A 1,436-nucleotide genomic window follows, 5' to 3' on the forward strand; every position below is an offset into this window, starting at 1 on the left:
GGATGTCGCTGCGGGCGGCGGCCGCCATGCGCGCTGGTTCGCGTCGCACGGGCATCCGGTCGTCGCACTCGACCGCAATCCGGACGCACTGGCCGCGCTGCGTGCGATTCCGGGCGTCGACGCCCGCGACGCCGATCTCGAAGGCGCGCCGTGGCCGTTGCCGGCCGGCGAGCGGTTCTCGGCCGTGATCGTCACGAATTACCTGCATCGTCCGCTCTGGCCCCATCTGCTCGATGCGGTGGCGCCGGGCGGCGTGCTCATCTACGAAACCTTCGCGCAAGGAAACGAAACGGTCGGGAAACCGTCCAACCCCGCGTTCCTGCTCGCCCCGGGCGAGCTGCTGGACGCCGTGCACGGCCGCCTGCGGGTGGTCGCGTACGAGGACGGGTTCGTCGCCGCGCCGCGCGAGGCGTTCGTCCAGCGTCTCTGCGCAGTGCGCGAGGGCGCGACCCCGAAGGCGGGGGCGGGAATTCCACGTTACGAACTGCCCGGCTAATCCGCTACAATCTCAACGTTTACCGGTACATACTCTCAATCGCGTTTCATGGCTAACGGCACCCAAGACGGCATTCAAATCCGCGGCAGCATCCCCGCGATCGTCACCCCGATGCTCGAAGACGGCAGTCTCGACCTGCCGGCGTTTCGCAAACTGATCGACTGGCATATCGCGGAAGGCACCGATGCGCTCGTCGTGGTCGGTACGAGCGGCGAGTCGGCAACGCTCAACGTCGAAGAGCACATCCTGATGATCCGCACGGCGGTCGAGCATGCGGCGAAACGCATCCCGATCATCGCGGGCGCCGGCGGCAACTCGACCGCCGAGGCGATCGAGCTGACGAAGCACGCGAAGGCTGTCGGTGCGGACGCGACGCTGCAGGTCGTGCCGTACTACAACAAGCCGACGCAGGAAGGCATGTATCGTCACTTCAAGACGATCGCCGAATCGGTCGACCTGCCGGTGATCCTGTACAACGTTCCGGGCCGCACGGTCGCGGACATGGCGAACGAGACGACGCTGCGCCTCGCGGAAGTGCCGGGGATCATCGGCGTGAAGGAAGCGACCGGCAACATCGATCGCGCCGCGCACCTGATCAAGGCCGCGCCGAAGCATTTCGCGATCTATAGCGGTGACGATCCGACCGCGATCGCGCTGATGCTGCTCGGCGGCCACGGCAACATCTCGGTGACGGCGAACGTCGCCCCGCGTGCGATGAGCGACCTGTGCCGCGCGGCGCTGGCCGGCGACGTCCAGACGGCCCGCGCGCTGCACATGAAGCTGCTGTCGCTGCACAAGAACCTGTTCATCGAGGCGAACCCGATTCCGGTGAAGTGGGCGCTGCAGGCGATGGGCAAGATGCAGGGCGGTATCCGGCTGCCGCTCACGCCGCTCGACGAGCGCTGCCACGATGCCGTGCGTTCGGCCCTCGTCGAGGCCG

Annotated in this window: 2 protein-coding genes; both read left to right on the forward strand. The window is 67.3% G+C overall.

The window, feature by feature from the left end; genetic code table 11:
• Positions 1-496, forward strand: a 496-nt coding sequence (locus JYJ84_RS36630) for a bifunctional 2-polyprenyl-6-hydroxyphenol methylase/3-demethylubiquinol 3-O-methyltransferase UbiG (protein ID WP_205190296.1), incomplete at its 5' end; no start/stop codon positions are given.
• A 48-nt stretch (positions 497-544) separates the two neighbouring features.
• Positions 545-1,436, forward strand: an 892-nt coding sequence (gene dapA / locus JYJ84_RS36635) for a 4-hydroxy-tetrahydrodipicolinate synthase (RefSeq protein WP_205190297.1), incomplete at its 3' end; no start/stop codon positions are given.

This window comes from Burkholderia sp. LMG 13014, assembly GCF_905232215.1.
Taxonomy (GTDB): domain Bacteria; phylum Pseudomonadota; class Gammaproteobacteria; order Burkholderiales; family Burkholderiaceae; genus Burkholderia.